This window comes from Listeria fleischmannii subsp. fleischmannii LU2006-1 (genome assembly GCF_000344175.1).
In the GTDB taxonomy this organism is placed as follows: domain Bacteria; phylum Bacillota; class Bacilli; order Lactobacillales; family Listeriaceae; genus Listeria; species Listeria fleischmannii.
Genome location: NZ_ALWW01000021.1, coordinates 39,189 through 45,402 on the forward strand (window position 1 = coordinate 39,189; position 6,214 = coordinate 45,402).

Genomic DNA, 6,214 nt, shown 5'->3' on the forward strand with positions numbered 1-6,214 from the left:
CTTGTTTTTGTGCAACCTGACAGATGTGTTTTCATTCATTGTTTTCATAAACACTCACGAAAAAGGCCACCAAAGTTCGTTCCGGTGACCGAATTTCCATTAAATCGATAGGATAGATGCTAATTTAAACATATCATCATCCAAATGATGTTTTTCTTTTAAAATCTCTGTGATATTATTTTCAACAATTTTATTTTCTCGAATTCCGACAGCTAACCCGCCACGGTTTTCAAGTAATAAGTCCACAGCGCGTGCACCTAAACGACTTGCTAAAACACGGTCAAAAGCAGTTGGGCTTCCGCCACGTTGTACGTGTCCAAGAACGGTTACACGCGCATGATAATCCCCGTATTCTGCAAGACGGCTCGCAAATTCATTCCCAGACATAACGCCTTCTGCAACGACAATAATGCTATGTTTCTTGCCACGTTCGCGACCTTTGTTTAAACGACCTACAATATCATCCATATTGAATTTTTCTTCAGGGACAATAATCGCTTCCGCACCGCCAGCAAGGCCAGACCAAAGCGCGATATCTCCAGCATCACGACCCATTACTTCAATAATAAATGTACGTTCATGACTCGTTGCTGTATCACGAATTTTATCGAGTGCATCTAATACCGTATTCAGTGCTGTATCAAAACCAATTGTAAAATCAGTGCCTGAAATATCGTTATCAATAGTTCCTGGAATTCCAATTGTTGGGAAACCACGTTTTGTTAGGGCTTCTGCTCCGTGATAAGAACCGTCTCCACCAATCACCACTAATCCATCAATTTCATGTTTTTTCAATTGTTCGATTCCTTTTAATTGCCCTTCTTCAGTAGCAAATTCTGGATAACGAGCTGAATATAAAAATGTACCACCACGTTGTACTTTATCACCAACAGAACCTAGTTCAAGTTTATGAATATTACCGTTAACTAAACCAAGAAAACCATAATTGATTCCATAAACTTCTAACCCTTCATAAATGGCTTTACGAACAACCGCACGGGCTGCAGCATTCATACCTGGCGCGTCCCCGCCACTTGTTAAAATTGCTATACGTTTCATCTTTTACTACCACCTCAGAAAATGATATTTTTCCATCACACGCTCCTATTTTACATGAAAAAAGTATAAATGAAAAGCATGAGTACAGAATTTTTACAAGCCATATACCTTCTTCATTCAATAAAAACATATTGGTCATAGTTATAAAGTTTTTATTTTCAACAAAAAACAAAAATTGGTATAGATAACTAAATCATGTTATTTATCTCACAATAAAAAGACACGCAAAAAGTGCGTGTCTTAGATTTGTTCAAAACTACCTATTTTTTTAAATTTTCGTATAGCGCTGTTCAATAAGTTGTTCTTTTGTAAAAGAAGTTAACGTACGAATGGATTTCGCTAGTGTTTCATCGATTAATCGTGCTTGTTCTTGTACATTTTGATGTGCTCCGCCAAGCACTTCGGGAATAATACCATCTGTTATCTCTAAATCAAATAGGTCATTTGCTGTAATGCGCATGGATTCAGCTGCTTTTTTAGCCATACCAGCATCTTTCCACAAAATAGCAGCAGCACCTTCTGGAGAGATAACAGAAAAGACCGCATTTTCAAGCATGAAAATTTGGTTCCCTAAGCCAAGTGCAAGGGCACCGCCACTTCCACCTTCGCCAATAACAATTGAAATAATTGGAACTTCAAAATCGCTCATTTCATATAAATTTCTGGCGATAGCTTCACTTTGACCGCGCTCCTCAGCCGCTCGTCCTGGATAGGCTCCTTTAGTATCGATAAAACAGATAATCGGACGACCGAATTTATTCGCCTGCTTCATCAAACGAAGTGATTTTCTAAAGCCTTCGGGATGAGGCATACCGAAGTTTCGATACAAATTATCTTTTGTATCTTTACCTCGCTGGTGGCCAATAACTGTAACCGGCATACCGTGATATGTCGCAATGCCTCCAATAATAGCAGGATCGTCACCAAAATAACGGTCACCATGTAACTCAAAAAAGTCCTCAAATAAAAGCTGAATATAGTCAAATGTCGTAGGCCTTTCCGGATGCCTTGCCACTTGAAACTTATCCCATGCAGACATGTTGCTATAAATATCATCTTCAAGTTTTCTCAAACGATGTTCAAGTTTTTCAATTTCTTTTGAAAGGTCCACATCTGATTTTTCGTTATACTCTTTTAAATCAGCAATTTTTGTCCGTAATTCAAGAACCGGTTTTTCAAAATCCATTTCATTCGCCATTTGATTCGCCCGCCTCCTCATCTGGTTTTTGGTGAATTTCTAGTAAGAAGCGCAATTTATCTTTTAAGTCAAGGCGCGAAATAACAGCATCTAGTTGTCCATGTTTTAACAAAAACTCAGCTGTTTGAAAGTCTTCTGGTAATTCCTCGCGAACCGTTTGTTCAATAACGCGTCGACCAGCAAAACCAATTAATGCACCTGGTTCAGCAAAATTAAAATCTCCAAGTGAAGCAAAACTTGCTGAAACTCCGCCTGTAGTAGGGTGAGTCATCACTGTGATGACAAGACCTTGATGATTGCTAAAGCGTTTAAATGCCGCAGAAGTTTTCGCCATTTGCATAAGAGATAGCATGCCTTCTTGCATCCTCGCTCCTCCAGATGCTGTAAAAATAACAAATGGAACTTTAGCACGATCTGCCTCTTCAACAGCAAGAAGAATTTTTTCGCCGACAACAGACCCCATGCTCGCCATGCGAAAGCGTGAATCCATGGCCGCGACAACTAGAGGATGACCATCAATTTGTGCATGACCAGTTAAAATGGCTTCATTTAAACCAGTTTTTTCTTTATCTTTCTCAATTTTTTCCATGTAATTTTCAAACCCTAATGGATTCGCTGTTGTTAGCTCTTGATTTAGCTCGCTGAAAGAATTTTCATCCACCAGCATATTAATTCTTTTTCTGGCCCCGATAGGATGGTGAAAACCGCAATGACTGCACACCATCAAATTTTTCTCGAGTTCTTTGGTGTACATGATTTTTTTGCATTTTGGACATTTGGTCATGATTCCCTCTGGAACATCATGTTTTGCTCCCTCAGTAGGAATGGCCGCATATTTTTTCTTCTTTGGCTTCGTAAATAAATCTCCTAACAAAGATGAAACCTCCCCTATCTATGCTTTTTAAGTCATTCATAACAAGTAAAAAATATATAAAATAGCAGTTTGGTTATGAACTGGAAAAGTATTTCTTTTAAAGAAACAACAGCCTGCTAATGCATTAGCAGACTGTAAGCATCGTTTTCCACTCTAAACTATACCACATTTTAGTAGCTTTTAGGAAATGAAAAAAATGAAATGAATTGTATTACTTTATTTAAAAACAACATTAGGCTCTCCAAATTCCTCTTTTAATATTTGCTCCAGTTTGTTTGAAAAAGAAACATGGAATTTATTCGGCAGTTCGATAGTCTCGCGGGTCTCTGTAATGTGAACAATTACAACAGAAGAACCTGAATGCGCTCTTGTGAGCTGTTTTATCTTTTGAACGTCTTCTTTTGTTTTCACTTTTATAAATAATCGTTTAGGTAAATCTAAAGTCTCTAAATCTTCCATTTGCTCTACAACCGCTTGCAGCTCACCATTTCGTTCGTCCATTTTTACTTGTATAGCGACTAAATGCCCTTTTTCTGTAAGGGTAGTAAAGTTTCGATACGCTTCTGGAAATAAAACCGCACTCATTTCCTCAGTATCATCACTGATGGTTAAAAAACACATATTCTCCCCTTTTTTCGTTCGGATCACTTTTCGTTCGAGAATATATGCGCCAATTGTTGCTTTTTGTCCTTTTTTAAGTTCGCTTAGTGGTAACATACCAAGTTGTTTCATTTTGTCTTGGTACCGTGAAATTGGATGTGCAGAGACGTATTGTCCAGTATATTCTTTTTCAAATTCTAGGCGCTCTTGTTCAGAAAGCTCTGGAACTTCGCGGTAACGTGGTTTAAAAGCTTTCACAAAGTCATCATCTGAAAACAAATTGATTCCGCGTTCATCATTTCCGAGTAAATTCGTAAATTGAAGCGCTCCATCAATCGATGCAATAAGTGTGGCACGTTCTTTTCCAAACTCATCAAAACAGCCAGCATAAATAAGGGCTTCTAAAATACCTCGTGTCAGCATTTTACTTGGCATTCGCTCGCAGAAATCAAAAAAATCGCGGAAAAGTCCCGTTTTTCGTTCCTCAATAAAGGACAAAATAAATTTATTGGGCACTTTACGAATCACGCGAAAACTGTAACGAATCGCATCCCCTTCAACTTGAAAATAATAATGACTTTTATTAATACTAGGCGGTAGCATTTCAATGCCATATTTTTTAGCTTCCGCAACATATTGACTAATTTTCACATCATTGCCAAAAACAGAACTAAGAAGGGCTGACATAAATTCAGCAGGAAAATGGGCCTTTAGATACGCAAGTTGAAAGGCGATTTTAGAGTAAGCAGCCGCATGACTTCGGTTAAACCCGTAATTTGCAAAGCGGACAATCATGTCATATACATCATTAGCACTAGATTCGGAATAGCCTTTTTTCATTGAGCCACTCACAAAATTTGTACGTTGTTCATTTAAAACATCTGCTTTTTTCTTACTAACTGCTCGGCGCAACAAGTCAGCTTCTCCTAGCGAAAAGCCAGCCATTTGATTGGCGACTTGGATAATTTGTTCCTGATAAACAATAACGCCGTAAGTAACTTCTAAAATAGGCTTTAAATCGGGATGCGGATAATGGATACTTTGTTTACCATGCTTTCTTGCAATAAAGGTATCGATTTGTTCCATTGGACCGGGGCGATAAAGCGCATCGACGGCTACAATATCTTCAAAGGAAGTCGGACATAATTTCCGCAACACACGTCTGATACCGTCAGATTCAAATTGGAATACGCCAGTTGTATCCCCGCGTTTAAATAAATCAAGCGTTCTTTTATCATTTAACGGAATATCTTGTATGGTTAGTTGTAGTTTTCGATTATAATTGACAGCGCGAATAACACGGTCTAGTAAACTTAAATTTCGTAAACCGAGAAAATCCATTTTAAGCAAACCGATTGCTTCTAAATCATTCATGGGGTATTGCGTTAGCAAGGCATCATTACTTCCCGTTTGTAGTGGAACTTGATTAACGAGAGGCTCATCTGAAATAACGACTCCTGCCGCATGCGTGGAAATATGACGTGGCAGTCCCTCTAGCTGACAAGCGATTTCCCAAATCATTTCATTTTCTTTAGAGCTTTTAATATGTCGGTCTAGTCGGTCATTTAATTCTCGCGCTTTTTTGAGCGTTATTCCCAATTGGTTAGGGATTAATTTCGCCCATTCGGATAATTGAACAGTGTTTAAACCGAATGTCCGCGCAGTATCTCTGATGGCGGCTTTTGCGGCTAAAGTTCCAAAAGTTCCTATTTGCGCCACATGCTTCATTCCGTATTTCTGGACAACATAGGAAATGACATCGTCTCGCTTATTATCTGGAAAATCCAAGTCAATATCCGGCATCGTCACACGTTCGGGATTTAAAAAACGCTCGAAAAGCAGTTGATATAAAATAGGATCAACATCCGTAATCTGCAAGGCATAAGAAACGAGAGAACCTGCCGCAGACCCCCTGCCAGGACCCGTTAAAATGTCATGTTCTCGCGCATATTTCATCACATCCCAAACAATTAGAAAATAATCTGCAAAACCCATCCGTACAATAGTATCTAGCTCATAAAAAAGACGTTCCTCATATTCCGCACGGCCATCAAGCCCACGGCGGCTAAGGCCTAGCCTTGCGACTTCTCGTAAAACCTCTGCCGCATTTTCTTCTTTTTTTAGAGGAAAGCGAGGTAAAAGATGTTGATTCATCGCGACTTCCGCGTGACACCTCTCCGCTATTTCGACAGCCACTCGCATTGTCTCTTGTTCAAATTCCGTTGTATATTCTCTTGCCATCTCATCTGGACTTGCAAAATAAGCCTGACCGACTAATTCCAGAGAGGTCCAATCAACCGTTTGATTATCCCGAATAGCCCGTAAAACAGTGGTAGCTTGGATATCTTTCGGGCGCTATATAATGGACATTTTTCGAAGCCGCAGCTAAAAGCGAATGTTGTTTAGCAAATTCTGTTCACAATCTTGGTCGCCTATTCGGGTGATGTTTTGAAGTGTTAAGTAAAAATTAGCCTGACCAAATA

The 6,214-nt window shown here is 39.1% G+C and carries 2 protein-coding genes and 2 pseudogenes; all 4 read right to left on the minus strand.

Annotated elements, in window-relative coordinates; genetic code table 11:
- Nucleotides 1-99: 99 nt before the first annotated feature.
- Nucleotides 100-1,059 carry a 6-phosphofructokinase gene (gene pfkA / locus LFLEISCH_RS07765; protein ID WP_007475187.1) on the minus strand — a complete coding sequence of 320 codons (960 nt, stop codon included), beginning with the start codon at nucleotides 1,057-1,059 and terminating at the stop codon, nucleotides 100-102.
- Nucleotides 1,060-1,299: 240 nt separating this feature from the next.
- Nucleotides 1,300-2,257 (minus strand): annotated as a pseudogene (gene accA, locus LFLEISCH_RS07770) (acetyl-CoA carboxylase carboxyl transferase subunit alpha).
- The gene (accD, locus tag LFLEISCH_RS07775; protein WP_007475200.1) at nucleotides 2,247-3,131 is read right to left on the minus strand and encodes an acetyl-CoA carboxylase, carboxyltransferase subunit beta; all 885 of its coding nucleotides are present in this window, start codon (nucleotides 3,129-3,131) and stop codon (nucleotides 2,247-2,249) included. Before accD ends, accA begins: the two are co-directional and overlap by 11 nt.
- 216 nt (nucleotides 3,132-3,347) lie before the next feature.
- Nucleotides 3,348-6,141: pseudogene (dnaE, locus tag LFLEISCH_RS07780) on the minus strand (DNA polymerase III subunit alpha); the annotation flags it as partial.
- Nucleotides 6,142-6,214: the final 73 nt, after the last annotated feature.

Bases quoted from the DNA above. Each gene is read 5' to 3' on its own strand.
- pfkA (WP_007475187.1), bottom strand. From the start codon at position 1,059: ATGAAACGTATAGCAATTTTAACAAGTGGCGGGGACGCGCCAGGTATG.